Source organism: Pseudomonas sp. BIC9C (assembly GCF_034541995.1).
Lineage (GTDB): Bacteria > Pseudomonadota > Gammaproteobacteria > Pseudomonadales > Pseudomonadaceae > Aquipseudomonas > Aquipseudomonas fluorescens_CC.
The window spans coordinates 71,783-85,492 of sequence record NZ_JAWDGM010000004.1; the positions used below are offsets into that span (position 1 = coordinate 71,783).

The window sequence follows — 13,710 nt, forward strand, 5'->3', positions numbered from 1 at the left end:
TCTTAGTCTCTTATTCTGCCGGTGCATGCCAATGGTCGTGCAGTCGGCAATTCAATCGTAGGTTTCAAAAAGTCGTGCTACTTAAAATTGATCTCATCGGAAGCATAGGGGCGCATGCAGACAGCCTGCGGTTGGCCAGCGTACTACGCCTACTTGCAAGGGGGACGGACCTCGCAGCTTCACTCCAGTCATTCGTCGGAGCAAGTCCAACTGCGTTTCAGGCATCGATCACACTTTTAGGGGATAAATCGAAGCTGATCCACTCGGCGGATCAGTTATACCTTACGTTGGTGCGTGCAGCGGTAACTGAGTCATTGGATCTAACTCGGGACTACTGCAGGAAATCGGGTCAGACCGAAGTACTGAAGTCTCAACCTTGGTTCCACATGTTTCGGATCTTCCGTAATACCTTCAATCACAACTTCAAGTTAGAGTTTGGCAAGGAAGACCTGAAGGTATTGCCACTTACATGGAAAAATCTTTCCATTGTCGCCTCAGATAACGCTAAAGAGCTAACACATAAGCTATTGCCGCCTTCCGCAGCTATTGACTGGCTGACCGATCTTGAGAACTTCATCTCAAGTCAGCTCGCCTAAACTATGTGCTTGACCACAAACCACATCCATACCCACGACGCCATTCGCTGATTCCCGATTTTTTAAACCGGCACTTGCCCCAAGTCGAACATGGCCCGTGAAGCTGCGTACGAAATATGGTGACGGGGTATCGGGCAGAACGGCAGATTTACCGCACAGGGTGGGTCGAGATTAAGAGCCATTCCCGTGCCACCTCGCTGCCAGCAACGGAAATCGGCAAATATCGTGGGCAAAGAAAAGCCCCGCACTTGGCGGGGCTGCGGTATCCGCTAGAAGAGATTAGGCCTTATTCCAGTGCCGTTTGACGGTGGCAATACCGATCTTCAGTTCACCAGCCACTTGGGCTTGGGTCATATCCTGTGCTTTGAACTTCTGCACTGCCTTCGTGGTTTCCGCTGCTTCTGGGCGTCCAAGTTTCTTGCCTTCACTCTTCGCACGTGCCAACCCAGCCTGCGTACGTTCGATCAGGAGATCACGTTCAAACTCAGCCACGGCACCCAGTACCTGCATCGTCATCTTGCCTGCCGCACTGGTCAAGTCCACGCCGCCAAGGGCGAGACAATGAACACGAATGCCCGACGTTGCCAGATGCTCGACTGTCTGGCGGACATCCATCGCGTTACGACCTAGGCGGTCGAGCTTGGTCACGATCAGCACGTCGCCAGACTCCATCCTATCGAGCAGTTTCTGAAAACCGGGACGTTCCTTTGCAGCGATGCTGCCCGAGATTGTTTCCTCGACTACCCGGCTGGCCTGTACATCGAAGCCAGCGGCTTTCACTTCTTGCACCTGGTTCTCGGTGAACTGGGTGGCGGTGCTAACGCGGCAGTAAAGGAAAGCACGGGACATGGCGGGTGACTCCACTGGTATCGCTTAAGGTGGCATCAGTGTATCAAGGCATCATCAACTTACATAGGCTGTTTTTATGACACCTGATACCGCCTGTCTGGAAGGTATCGTTTAACGGTCGTTTGTTGGTACTAGCTTTAGAACGGCGGCAGGCCCGATCCTGCGTTGACCGGGGTGTCTTGGAAAGGAATGATACCCAGCAGATTTGCTGGCTACGGCCATATCTGAGCAACTTTGCTCACGCACACTGCGTGGGAAACCGATCCAAAGGCGGTTCGATTGAAAAGCTGCACGAAAAGGGAGGCTGGCTTAGCACCTGTAGTGGCAACGCGCCACAAACAGGGGGTTTGCCGGGAGAAGGGAGAGAGAGGGTGTGGAGGGAACGCCCGCAATGGGTTACAGGCGGATTAGTTATTCATTAGATACGAGACGGGAAGCTCTCCCCTTCTTCACGCTATCTATGGTGGCGAGATACGCGTAAAGACTGCATTGAATTCAAATTTGCCATACCTTGACATAACGTCTGGCTTCTCGAGGTACGAGCGCCCCTTAGAGGTTAGGTCGACGGGATCGCTTTTGAGTTTCTTCAGCTGTACGAGCCCACTTCGTTTTAGAACGTCTAACACTGTTTCCACAGTAGTCAACGATATGTCCGATACTGATGCGATAACAGCGGGAGTTGGCCCCACTCCAGTAGATTTGCTGTCGTAGATTTTCCTTACCCAGAACAGCACTCGCTCATCACTAGAGGCCAACTCAGGTAGAAGAGGATTCTTTAGAGCCTCCAGCTCTATCGAGAGAGATGCCAAGCGTGAGCGCTGGTACAGCAGGCAAGCAATTGCAATAGTGACCACCGCCAATGCAGGCAGCATCTTCCAGACAGGAACCGCCACCTCAGTGGAAAGCCATCCAGTGAGTTTGACGTAAGTGCTTACGATCCAACTGTCTGTACTCGTGAAAACATCTTGCCCAACAAGCTCGAAGATCGCGTTGATGGCCCCGGCCACAGTGCCAATCACGGCGAAGAACGCGATAATCCCAGCACCGACAGCAATGACTACAGCAATGAAACGGTTACGCTTCAACTGTTCTTTCCAATCCATACCGCTGCTCCTGTCCGTGTGCCCCCTGCGGGTCTAGGAATCTTAGCAGCAAGCCGCCACCGCTAGGCAGCCAGTGGCAGAGCTAAATTCCCTTGCGATAAGTACGACTCAATCTCCACGGGGGGGAACTCCAGATACTTCGGGTAGCGTTGGAATTGCACGCCGAACACCGTGTGCATGCGGTTATTACGGTACTGTTCCCGCCCCTGCTCTACAGCCGTTTGCAAACTCAATAGGACGCCATCCTGAGCGGCAAAGACTTGCTCGTCAGTGCAGATACCCAGGTCAAGCAGCGCCTGCCATGTACCCTCAAACGATGCGTACAGGGCGTCGATGTAGCTCAGCCAGTTTGACCCACAGGCTTCCCAACTCCATTGATCGGGGGCTCGCACCACTGGAACCAGAGTTCGCAAATGCATGCGCTTCACCAACTTCGCCTCCAGCATTTCCACGGGGATGGTCAGGCCCTGTAATGCGTTGTGGGCTGCCTCGATGATCGATGTAACCAACGCCTGTCGGTCAGGATCTAGAATACGGGCTGACGTTTTCCATGGGTACTGTGGGCAGAGGTACTGTAGCGGCGACCAAGTAGCATTCGGAAAGTCCAGGAAGCGACCACGGGCCCTGCCTTGTGCATCGTTGATCTGGGCAAGGTAACTGCCAAGCACCCGCACCAGCGATAACATGAACCGGCAGTTGTCCTTATGCTGCCCGTTTGGCAGTACGTCAGAGAATCGCAGCAGCTCGTCATGAAGTACGCCCAACTTGGAATCGAGTGGGCAGTTGCTGATGATGAAAGCCTTGAAACTCGTCCGCCCATTCTGGGTCGCGTCCAGAGCCTGCAACTCATCCAACTTCAGTGCCTCAAGTTCTGCCAAGGTGTAGCGGCGGTCCAGCAGTTCGTACAGGTCATTAGCCTGTTGCTTGAAAACGGTCTTGGCCAACCGTAGTCGGGCTGTCCGCTGGGGCATCTTCGCCAGTTCATCAAGGAATGTATCCAGTTCGGGACCGAGGAAGTCAGCGATCTTCTGAAGCACCTGATCCCGCGTCATATCGTCCGTGATGCTCCACTTACGCTTACGGGCAGATTCAGGGATCGAGGCGCCAGCCCAAGAATTCACTGGCTTGTTACCGTGCCGCTGATTAAGTTCTGCAATGCCGGTGAACAAGTTCTCCGGGGTAGTCAAACCAGTAGAACCATCGCGGCCATTCAGCGACTGGACGTGGCACTGTTGGTACACATCCTTGCCGTGACCGCTATCAACCCATCCGTAACGTTTTTTGCGGTAGTTATGCATGTCGTAAAGCTTGCGAAGACCAGCAGCATCGATGCCGTGGTAGGTCTGCACCGTTCCCGCCCGCTTGGCCTGCTCGATGAACCAGTAGCCAAAGGCACACTCGAGAAGTCGTTCTTTACGGCGTTCGATCTTCTTTTCTTTGGCGGTGGCCTGGGGAGCCGCTGCCGCCCGCTGACGCTTCTTCTTGCACGAGGCCTTGCAGGTGGAACGACCACCGGGCCTACGTCTGAACATTGTCCCGCAGTTGGTGCAGGGGACCTCAATCTGCTTGTTTGTAGTCTCGGCTGTTGCCATTGGTGTCCACGCCTGTTGGGATCAAGTTTGCTAGGGCGGCCTCCGTGATCAACACGTTCAGGCCATGGGTTACGTTGCTAATGCCACGCACGCTCATGAACGTCAGCAGGAGTTCTTTGGCGGCGTCGTTAAGGGAAATCCGCATGGTTTCTATACCTTGGTAATGCGTGTTCGCACGCAATTGAAAACGGCTGACCCCGCGTGGCGTAAGGGCTGTAAGCCGAAACGGGGACAAATATGTACCTACCCGCACCTTCAAACGCCTTTCGCCAGACAGCAAAAAACCGACGTAGTCAGTTGGGCCATTAGGCTTGACTATCGGAAGGCTGTTCAGGGAAGGCGGATATGATGCAGAAGAAGTTACTTGGCTATCGAGACCTTCTTTGGCAAGTACGCCCGTTGCAAGTCAGCCAGTGCCAACGCTTCTTCAGCTGCCTGATGTTCCGCTGCTACTTTGGCCACTGCTGCTGCGTGTTCTCTAGCCCTGCGAGCTACAGAGATTTCAATCTGGCGTTTCGTTTCTTCAACATTGCGAGCATATCGACTGGCGGCATACTCCACCTTTGCCTGCTCTGCAACTTCAAGAAGATCGGCATCGACAATAGCCGCCGGCTTCTTAAGTTGCACACTAAGATACAGCGGGCGGCAAAGGGAAGTTGCAACTGTATAGCCCTGAACAAAAAAGTCTGCTAGTTCGTTAAGAGCCTGAGTTAGGGGCTCCTCGCTGACCCAAGCCACGTTCACACCTAAACCTGGGTATGCTGGCGACATAGAGCTGCGAAAGTACCGCACTTCTTTCTGCTTAATTAGCCTCTGTAGTTCTTCGTCATCGTGCTTGAAGAACTCGATAACCTCACTACCATATTTGTATTGCGTGTTAGTCATATTACTATTCCTAATGGTTACTTAGATTTCTTACGTGTTTTGATCTGCGTGATAAGGCTTTGGCGGGCCTTGTCATCGCGAGGTAATGGTTTGGTATTGCTTATATCATTGGCGGCTGCAAGGCGCTTCTGGCGGTCTTCCAGAAGGGATTCCAACTCTGTACGGGAAACGCCACGCTTAGCGGCCTCTACATCCATGAAGGTCTCCAGATTAGCCTGCGCCTTGCGAACTGCTGCCTCAGTTTTGGCAACCTTAATCTCAGCCTGAGAAACCTTGGCCAGTGCCTGGGTAAGAACCTGCTTCTTTTTCCGATAGTCTTGCAAGTCGGCCAACGTAGTGATGATGCCAGCAGGCAGTACTTTAGCTTCCAGATGATTCAGGTAGTTCAACTCTACTTCATTGGCTTCGATGAAGTCTGAAGTTTCAGACACCAACTTCTCGTAACTGAACGAGAGAATGGCGCCTGAGTCTTTGGCGATTTCTAAGTAAAGAGCATCAGCCATTTATATTACTCCCGGCTTGCTGGCTAGTTCTGCTTCTTGTGCAATAAATGCTTGTTCCAGCTCTACTGGGGTTTGCTTGAGGGCTGCACGGTAATTGCGGGTCTGACAAACACCAGAACACCAACGACTGCGGTGACTTCGGCTGTAGTACATCGCCCCGCAGTGATGGCAGTACTTTCGCTTTAACGGATAACGCTTTTGCATCGATAATATCTCTAGACTGTGTAGTTGCTTTCGATCGGCCAAATATATCCCCGCACTCTATATAGAGAGTTCCGGAGAGGTTGACTATCGAGTTGTTTGCACTGAGTAGTGCGAGGGAAAGCCCCTGCAATGCAGGGAGCTTAGACTTTTCCACCACTGGTGGAGAATGAATTAGTGACCGTCTTCTGTTACATCCTGACGGTCGAGGACTGGCATTACCGACAATAGAGATATGCCTAACTCTATAGCCATCATGGCAACAACTGTTAAGGAATAACGTCGATCTTCTGCACTTGGAATCGACAAAAAGTATTTAACGGCACAGTTTGGCAAGGATTAAACCTAACCATGTCGTCGAGCAGGCGGGGGGAGCTTTGGGGAAGTTACTAGAGGGTCTATCTAATTATGCACACATTTTAGCATCATTAGCCAATCATGTCAAGTGAAAAATCATACCTCAAGAGATATTGCAACACTTATTGCGAGAAAGTTGACGAGCGGTAGATGTCACCAGATGTGGGGCCATGTTGCGGCGTGACGCTGTGTGTAATCTAGAGAGGTATGGGGTGCTGCTGGGCTGGCAGATTTCACACAGGAACGCGTGCTCTTGCACTCCCGCTCCAAAAGCCATAGGCCCACATAGCAAATTGTTGCTCCCAGCCCTTGATGACCCGCCCGGTGCCGATCACGCACTGGAAGGGTTTGCCACGGCTCCAGGAAGAATCGAATTCGGTCCCGTCCTCCAGCCAGCCACGGTACTGGGTGGTGATCAGCGCGCCTTTTACGGCGGCTTTTCCGTCACCCGGCTGAAGATCGATTACCTGAAGCTCGTCATTCATTGAATTCACTCGTATGCTCACTCGCCCTCAAGGGCCTGATGGGCGCCGTTTTCCCAGATTTGCCCTCGGTTGGCAACCATTGCCGCCTTCGCGCCCGGCGTTCAAAGCTGTTTGCTGAACTAAAATAATCAACTACCAACCGTACGGTTCACCGCTCTGATGGCCATCCCCGAATGATCCTGCTCTGGACCAGCGTCATCCTTGGCTCAATGACGCTTACCCTGATCGTCACGCTGGTCTGGCGCGAGCGCTTGCTGCAACAGCAACTGGCAGAGTATCGAGCGATCATCAATAGCCTGTCCGAAAGCCGGAACATCCACCAGGATGGCGACGCCGAGCGCTTCAAGCGCAGCCAGTATTTCGCTCGTATCGGCACCTGGGATTGGGATGTCGACACCGACCGGCTGTACTGGTCGGAAGCCATTTTCGGCATGTTCGGCTTCAAGGTCAGCGAAGTGACGCCCTCCTATACCCTGTTCTGCTCCTGCGTGCACCCGGACGACCGGCTCAGGGTTCGGGCCGGCGAACTGCGTTGCCTGGAAACCGGCGAAAACCATGATGAGGAATACCGCGTGGTCTGGCCCGACGGAACGATCCGCTGGCTGCGGGAAACCGGCAACGTGGTCAAGAATGAACACGACGAAACGGTCAAGATGATGGGCGTGGTACGCGACATCACCGAAGAAAAGGCCTCGGCCAACTATCTCAAGCACCTGGCCCATTACGACCCTTTGACCGGCCTGCCCAATCGCCTGGTGCTCGAAGAGCGCCTGTCCGAAGCGCTGGAGCAGGCGCGCGCCGGCGCCACGCGGGTGGCGCTGGTGTTTGTCGATCTCAATGGCTTCAAGGCCATCAACGACCGCTATGGCCATGCGGCCGGCGACCGGGTGCTGGTCACTACCGCTACACGGCTCAAGCGCATTCTGCGCGGCACCGACACCGTCGCCCGGATCGGTGGCGACGAATTCGTGGTCATTCTCCAGGACTTGCCCCAAGGCAAAAGCCTGCAAGACGAAGCGCGCACCATCTGCCAGAAAATCTTCGTCGAACTCTCTCCGCCCGTCACCATCGGCAACGACCAGCGCCATATCGGCACCAGCCTCGGCGTCGCCGTGTTCCCCGATCATGCACCGAGCATTGACCGCTTGCTGCACATTGCCGACCTGGCGATGTATGAGGCCAAGCGCAGCGGGAACAATCAGTATCGGTTGGGCACCGAGAGCGTTGTGCGGGCGTACAGCCAGTAACGCCAGGTGGGCGGGTGTCGGCTCTCGTTACATGACTGTTATCATAATAATGTTTCGAACTGTACCGGCAACGTTGAGGGGCACCCGAGTAGGCTGCTCAAAAAACCATCGGAGTTCGCCATGCATATCGCCATCCTGACCTTTGACGGCTTCAATGAACTGGACTCGCTGATCGCCTACGGCATGCTCAGCCGGGTTTCCCTGCTCGGGGACAAGGATTGGCGCGTGAGCATCGCATCGCCGACTGCGCGGGTCACGTCGATGAATGGTTTGACCATCGATGCGCACATCGATCTCGCCGAGGCCTGTCAGGCAGATGCGGTGCTGGTGGGCAGCGGCCGCAAGACCCGGGAAGTGGCCGCAACCCCGGGGATCATGGAGCAACTGCAATTCGATCCCGCACGCCAGCTGTTGGCGGCCCAGTGTTCCGGCACCTTCCTGCTGGCCAGACTCGGACTGCTCGGGGATGCTCCGGCCTGCACCGATGCCATCAGCAAACCCTGGGTGCTGGAAGCCGGCGTCAATGTCGTCAACCAGGCCTTCTACGCCAACGGCAACATTGCCACCGCGGGTGGCTGCCTGGCGTCGCCGTACCTCGCGGCCTGGCTATTGGCGCGGTTGAAAGGCCGCGAGACCGCCCGGGAAGTGCTGAACAATTTTGCCCCTGTGGGTGAGAAGGATGAGTATGTGGCCCGGGGGATGGGGCATATCGAGGCGTTTATCTGATCGTTTGGCCATCCAGCCTGACGCAGGCTCGCCCTGTCCACGGATGCATTGATCCACTTCGCGCATCAATGCATGCCAACAATGCAATTAACATATCGATGCCCCTGCTCCACTATCCGCCCCAATAAGAACCGTGCGCCGCGTCCAACCGGGGCACGTCATAAAAGCGGTGGAGTACAGGTCAATGACAGCATCAATCCAACAGCCCGCGACTACCGGTCGCTCCCGGGCCAACGCGATCTTCCGGGTCACCTCGGGCAACTTCCTCGAACAGTTCGACTTCTTCCTTTTTGGTTTCTATGCCACGCAGATCGCTGCCGTGTTCTTCCCGGCCAGCAGCGAATTCGCCTCTCTGATGATGACCTTCGCCGTGTTCGGTGCAGGCTTTTTGATGCGTCCGTTGGGCGCCGTGGTGCTGGGTGCCTATATCGATGATGTGGGTCGACGCAAAGGGTTGATCGTGACCTTGTCAATCATGGCCAGCGGCACCATCCTGATTGTGCTGGTGCCCGGTTACGAAACCATCGGTTTGTTCGCCCCGGCCCTGGTGCTGATCGGGCGGCTGCTGCAGGGCTTTTCCGCCGGTGCGGAGTTGGGTGGCGTGTCGGTGTATCTCGCCGAAATCGCCACACCCGGCCACAAGGGCTTCTTCACCAGTTGGCAGTCGGGTAGCCAGCAAGTGGCAATCATTGTCGCCGCCGCACTGGGCTATGCCTTGAACCAGTGGATGGCACCGGGTGTGATTGCCGATTGGGGCTGGCGGATCCCGTTTTTCGTCGGCTGCATGATCGTGCCATTCATCTTCCTGCTGCGCCGCAACCTGGAAGAAACCGAAGAATTCGCCACCCGTAAACACCGTCCGGGCATGGGTGAAGTGTTCCGCACCCTGGGACAGAACTGGCTGATCGTGTTTTCGGGCATGATGATGGTCGCCCTGACCACCACCGCGTTCTACCTGATCACGGTGTACGCGCCGACCTTCGGTAAAACCGTGCTGCACCTGAGCACGTCCGATGCACTGCTGGTGACGTTGCTGGTCGGCGTCTCCAATTTCATCTGGCTGCCGATTGGCGGTGCACTCTCGGACCGTATCGGTCGACGCCCGGTGTTGATCGTCATGGCCTTGCTGGCCATCGCCACCACCTACCCGGCACTGACCTTTCTGGTCAACGCGCCCAGCTTCATCCACATGCTGCTGGTCTTGCTGTGGCTGTCGTTCATCTACGGCCTGTACAACGGCGCGATGATCCCGGCGCTGACGGAAATCATGCCTGTGGAGGTGCGAGTCGCCGGGTTCTCACTGGCATACAGCCTGGCCACGGCCGTGTTCGGCGGGTTCACTCCGGCGATATCGACCTTGCTGATCCAGTACACCGGCGACAAGGCTGCGCCGGGTTACTGGATGAGCTTTGCAGCACTGTGCGCGCTGTGCGCGACGCTCATGCTCTATCGCCGAGCCTCGAATCACCTGCAAGCGGTGGCGTCGTGAACCTGCCCTTTATCGAGAACATGACCATGAAAAAACCGTTCAATCTGGCCGCCCTCGCGTTGGTAGCCAGCCTGGGCTTGAGCGGCATTGCCCAAGCTGAAGAGGTACGCGTGATGACCTCCGGCGGTTTCACTGCGGCCTACAAGATCCTCGGGCCGAAATTCGCCGCCGCCACCGGCAACACCCTCAACACCGCACTGGGTCCATCCATGGGCAAGGCGCCAGAGGCGATTCCCAATCGCCTGGCCCGCGGAGAGCAAGCCGACGTGGTGATCATGGTCGGCTACGCACTGGACGATCTGATCCAACAAGGCAAAGTCGATCCTGCTTCAAGAGTCGAACTGGCAGATTCGCGCATTGGCCTGGTCGTGCGCGAAGGGGCACCGAAACCGGATATCAGTAACGTCGAGGGCCTGAAAAAGACCCTGCTCGATGCTAAATCAGTGGCCTACTCCGACAGTGCCAGCGGCGTGTACATCGAACAGCAGCTGTTCAAACGCCTGGGTATCGAAGACCAACTCAAGCCCAAGTCGACCATGGTTCCGAAAGTCCCCGTGGGTTCGGTGGTTGCCACTGGCGATTATCAACTGGGCTTCCAGCAAGTCAGCGAGTTGTTGCCAGTGCCGGGGGTCAGTTTCGTGGCGAAGATTCCGGAGTCAGTGCAGTCGGTTACCCGGTTTGCCGCCGGTATCCCGGTAGGTGCACAGCACCCGGTCGAAGCCAGAGCCTTGCTGGAATACATGGCCTCGGCCCAGGCGCAACCGGACGTAAAAGCGACCGGGCTGGACCCGGTCAGTCGCTGACTGCCGGCTGCAGGACTTTCATCTCCACCACCAGCCGTTCCAGTTCAAGTGCCGCCGGGGTCAGTGTTCGACCCCGGCGCTTGATCAGACCGACGCTGCGCATCACTTGCGGTTCAGTCAACGGCACCCGCGTCAGGATCGGGTGATCCGCTGCCGGCATCGCCATCAGCGGCACCGCCGCCACACCCAACCCGGCCTCCACCAGACCGATCATGGTGGTCACGTGGCGGGTTTCGCAGATACTCGGCCGCTGCGGCACCACGCCGGTCAACGCCTGATCCAGCAGAAAGCGGTTGCCCGAGGTTTTATCCAGCGAGATGTAATCCTGCCGGTAGAACTCGTCCCAGGTGACACTGCTGCGCCCCGCCAACGGATGATCGCGCCGGCACGCCACTACATATCCCTCTTGCACCAAGGGCTCGAAATCCACTTCGGCTTCCAGCGTGCCCATGAAACTCAGGCCGAAATCCGCTTCGCCATCAACTACCGCACTCAACACTTCGTGGGCGCTGGAGTCCAGCACCTTGACCCTGATCTTCGGAAACTGCCGGTGATAGTGCGCGATCACCCGTGGCATGAAGTAGTAAGCCGCCGAGGGTACACAGGCGACGGTGACGTGACCAAGCCGGGTCGAAGCGACTTCGCTGATACCCAGCAATGCCACGTCCAGATCGTCCAGAAGGCGTTCGACGCTGGGCATGAAACCCCGTCCGGCCTGGGTCAGGCTGACCTTGCGCGTGGTGCGCTCAAACAGCTTCACGCCCAGGGCGTCTTCGAGCTTTTCAATCCGCCGGCTCAGGGCTGGCTGGGATATCCGCACGGAATCGGCTGCCTTGCGGAAGCTGCCCTGCTCGACCACGGCACGGAAGGCTTGCAGGTCATTGAGGTCGAAGTTGATTGCCATGGAGTTGCTCGGAAACGAAGCTGATTGATCAGCTAATTCTATAAATGTAACTAATTAATGCAAATTGTAACATCTGAACCCGGGCGCTTTGCTGACGTCGAAGGGCTCAGCCTTTATTCTTGTCCTCCCCGTTGTACCGAGTTCTGGAGTTTTCTCATGCCCCATGAAGGCAACCTGCTACAAGCCGCCGTCGTGTTTCTGCTGGCGGCCGTGCTCATCGTTCCATTGGCCAAGCGCCTGCAACTGGGGGCGGTCCTGGGCTACCTGTTTGCCGGGGTGATCATCGGCCCGTCGGTACTGGGCCTGATCGACAACCCGCAAAGCGTCGCGAACATTTCCGAACTCGGCGTGGTGTTACTGCTCTTCATCATCGGCCTGGAGCTGTCGCCACGACGTTTGTGGGTCATGCGCAAATCAGTGTTCGGCGTGGGTCTGGCGCAAGTGTTGCTGACCGGTTCGGTGATTGGCGTGGTGGCGCTGTGGGTCTTTGGCCAGCCATTGAACACCGCGATCGTCCTGGGCCTTGGCCTGGCCCTGTCGTCCACGGCGTTCGGCCTGCAAAGCCTGGCTGAACGCAAGGAACTGACCAGCCCCCACGGGCGGCTGGCGTTCGCGATCCTGTTGTTTCAGGACATCGCCGCGATCCCGTTGATTGCCATGGTGCCGTTGCTGGCCGGCGGCGGTCACGCCACCACTGCCGGCGAAGACCTGAACCACGGTCTGCAAGTGCTGGTCAGCATCGCTGTGGTGGTGATCGGCGGGCGCTACCTGCTGCGACCGGTGTTTCGCGTGGTGACCAAAACCGCGCTGCCAGAAGTGTCCACCGCCACGGCGTTGCTGGTGGTGATCGGTACGGCCTGGCTGATGGAACTGGCCGGCATTTCCATGGCACTGGGCGCATTCCTCGCCGGCCTGCTGCTGGCGGACTCCGAGTATCGCCATGAACTGGAAGCCCAGATCGAGCCGTTCAAGGGCCTGTTGCTGGGGCTGTTTTTCATCAGCGTCGGCATGGGCGCGAACCTGAGCCTGCTGCTGAGCATGCCGGTCGCAGTGCTGGGCCTGACCCTGCTGCTGATCGCGATCAAACTGCCGCTACTGTTTGTGGTCGGTCGACTGGCCGGCGGCTTGAAGAAGGTCAGTGCGATCCGCCTGGGCATCGTGTTGGCGGCCGGTGGTGAATTTGCCTTTGTGGTGTTCAAGATCGGTCGCGATCACGGGCTGTTCGCGGCAGAACTCTATGACTTGCTGGTGTTGACCATCACTCTGTCCATGGCCGTGACACCGCTGTTGCTGCTGGTTTGCGCACGGTTGGTCAGCCCGAAAGTGCAACCGGTGGAAGTGCCGGAGAAGTTCCGCGAAATCGACGCCGACGCACCACGGGTGGTGATTGCCGGCATGGGCCGCATGGGCCAGATTGTTGCGCGGATCTTGCGCGCACAGAACATCAAGTTCGTGGCCCTCGACACCTCGGTGGAAACCATCGAACTGTCCCGCAGTTTTGGTGGCGTGCCGGTGTTCTACGGCGACCCGATGCGCCCGGAAATCCTCAGCGCGGCCAAGGTCGGGGAAGCCGAGTTTTTCGTGATCGCCACCGACGACCCGGACACCAACATCAAGACCGCCGAGCTGGTGCACAAGCTCTACCCGCATATGAAAATCATCGCCCGTGCCCGCAACCGTCAGCATGTGCACCGGCTGATGGACGTCGGCGCTCACGCCGTGCGCGAAACCTTTCATTCGAGCCTGGAAATGAGCAGGAAAACCCTGATCGGGTTGGGATTGACCCAGGCCCAGGCGGATGCGCGGATCAAACGCTTCAAGCAGCACGACGAAGAGGTGCTTGAAGCCCAGCATGCGGTGTATGACGACGCCGTGAAAGTGATGCAGACGGCAAAGGAGGCGCGAGTCGAACTGGCGAAGTTGTTCGAGTCGGATCAGCTGCAGGAGCAGGTGGGCACAAAATGAAGTGG

13 protein-coding genes and 1 pseudogene are annotated in these 13,710 nt (G+C 56.8%); 6 read left to right on the forward strand and 8 right to left on the reverse strand.

Translation table 11 applies throughout. From position 1 onward, the window contains the following. Positions 1–74 precede the first annotated feature (74 nt). Positions 75–596, forward strand: coding sequence for a hypothetical protein (locus RS887_RS18115; RefSeq protein ID WP_322616407.1), 522 nt, complete (start codon positions 75–77; stop codon positions 594–596). A 279-nt stretch (positions 597–875) separates the two neighbouring features. Here the strand turns inward: RS887_RS18115 and RS887_RS18120 are convergent, their stop codons facing one another. The 7 genes and pseudogenes from RS887_RS18120 to RS887_RS18150 form a co-directional block, all read right to left on the reverse strand. Continuing rightward, positions 876–1,445, reverse strand: coding sequence for a recombinase family protein (locus tag RS887_RS18120; protein WP_322616408.1), 570 nt, complete (start codon positions 1,443–1,445; stop codon positions 876–878). 458 nt (positions 1,446–1,903) lie between these two features. Beyond that, entirely contained in the window at positions 1,904–2,548 is a 645-nt protein-coding gene (locus RS887_RS18125) for a hypothetical protein (RefSeq protein ID WP_322616409.1), read from the reverse strand. A 62-nt stretch (positions 2,549–2,610) separates the two neighbouring features. Then, positions 2,611–4,140, reverse strand: a complete 1,530-nt coding sequence (locus tag RS887_RS18130; RefSeq protein ID WP_322616410.1) for a hypothetical protein — start codon at positions 4,138–4,140, stop codon at positions 2,611–2,613. Continuing rightward, positions 4,106–4,285 (reverse strand): hypothetical protein, encoded by a 180-nt coding sequence (locus RS887_RS18135; RefSeq protein ID WP_322616411.1) that lies wholly within the window; start codon positions 4,283–4,285, stop codon positions 4,106–4,108. Before RS887_RS18135 ends, RS887_RS18130 begins: the two co-directional genes overlap by 35 nt. A gap of 215 nt (positions 4,286–4,500) precedes the next feature. Then, positions 4,501–5,025: a hypothetical protein gene (locus tag RS887_RS18140; protein ID WP_322616412.1), complete on the reverse strand. Its 525-nt coding sequence runs from the start codon at positions 5,023–5,025 to the stop codon at positions 4,501–4,503. A 17-nt stretch (positions 5,026–5,042) separates the two neighbouring features. Then, positions 5,043–5,528, reverse strand: a complete 486-nt coding sequence (locus RS887_RS18145) for a hypothetical protein (protein WP_322616413.1) — start codon at positions 5,526–5,528, stop codon at positions 5,043–5,045. An 854-nt stretch (positions 5,529–6,382) separates the two neighbouring features. Then, positions 6,383–6,571, reverse strand: a pseudogene (locus RS887_RS18150) (FKBP-type peptidyl-prolyl cis-trans isomerase); the annotation flags it as partial. Positions 6,572–6,744: 173 nt separating this feature from the next. On the opposite strand from RS887_RS18150, the gene RS887_RS18155 reads away from it, so the two are divergent. From RS887_RS18155 to RS887_RS18170, 4 genes are all read left to right on the forward strand, one after another. Next, a complete protein-coding gene (locus RS887_RS18155) occupies positions 6,745–7,818 on the forward strand; it encodes a sensor domain-containing diguanylate cyclase (RefSeq protein ID WP_322616414.1) in 1,074 nt (357 codons plus the stop codon). A 120-nt stretch (positions 7,819–7,938) separates the two neighbouring features. Further along, positions 7,939–8,544 (forward strand): DJ-1/PfpI family protein, encoded by a 606-nt coding sequence (locus RS887_RS18160; protein WP_322616415.1) that lies wholly within the window; start codon positions 7,939–7,941, stop codon positions 8,542–8,544. Positions 8,545–8,728: 184 nt separating this feature from the next. After that, a complete protein-coding gene (locus RS887_RS18165) occupies positions 8,729–10,033 on the forward strand; it encodes an MFS transporter (RefSeq protein ID WP_322616416.1) in 1,305 nt (434 codons plus the stop codon). Between the two features lie 26 nt (positions 10,034–10,059). After that, positions 10,060–10,836 (forward strand): substrate-binding domain-containing protein, encoded by a 777-nt coding sequence (locus RS887_RS18170; protein WP_322616817.1) that lies wholly within the window; start codon positions 10,060–10,062, stop codon positions 10,834–10,836. Here the strand turns inward: RS887_RS18170 and RS887_RS18175 are convergent. Then, a complete protein-coding gene (locus RS887_RS18175) occupies positions 10,826–11,740 on the reverse strand; it encodes a LysR family transcriptional regulator (RefSeq protein WP_322616417.1) in 915 nt (304 codons plus the stop codon). The genes RS887_RS18170 and RS887_RS18175 overlap by 11 nt on opposite strands. A gap of 156 nt (positions 11,741–11,896) precedes the next feature. On the opposite strand from RS887_RS18175, the gene RS887_RS18180 reads away from it, so the two are divergent. Then, on the forward strand, positions 11,897–13,705 hold the full coding sequence (locus RS887_RS18180) for a monovalent cation:proton antiporter-2 (CPA2) family protein (protein ID WP_322616418.1): 1,809 nt from the start codon (positions 11,897–11,899) through the stop codon (positions 13,703–13,705). Positions 13,706–13,710: the final 5 nt, after the last annotated feature.